The sequence below is a fragment of the Mesorhizobium sp. M8A.F.Ca.ET.207.01.1.1 genome (assembly GCF_004794715.1).
In the GTDB taxonomy this organism is placed as follows: domain Bacteria; phylum Pseudomonadota; class Alphaproteobacteria; order Rhizobiales; family Rhizobiaceae; genus Mesorhizobium.
Genome location: NZ_SRUS01000455.1, coordinates 1 through 307 on the forward strand (window position 1 = coordinate 1; position 307 = coordinate 307).

A 307-nucleotide genomic window follows, 5' to 3' on the forward strand; every position below is an offset into this window, starting at 1 on the left:
CTGCCGGCCGGCGGCGAGGCCGCCGCCCGCTGCCACCTGGCCCGCACCATCGTCCGCCGCGCCGAGCGCGAGACGGTCACCCTGGCCCGCCACGAGGCCGTGCGCAGCGAGGCGCTGCAGTACCTCAACCGGCTGTCGGACCTGCTGTTCGTGCTGGCCCGGGTGCTGGCCCGCGCCGATGGCCAAGGCGAAGCGCTGTGGCAGCCGCAGCAGCGCCAGCGCTGAGTCGGCACGATGCTGGTCTTCACCCATCCGTCCTGCCTGCTTCATGACCCCGGCGCCGGTCATCCGGAATGCCCGCAACGCC

General features: G+C 74.3%; 1 protein-coding gene. It reads left to right on the forward strand.

From position 1 onward, the window contains the following. On the forward strand, window positions 1-225 hold a 225-nt coding region (locus EN850_RS35340; RefSeq protein ID WP_136093058.1), incomplete at its 5' end, for an ATP:cob(I)alamin adenosyltransferase. Window positions 226-307: the final 82 nt, after the last annotated feature.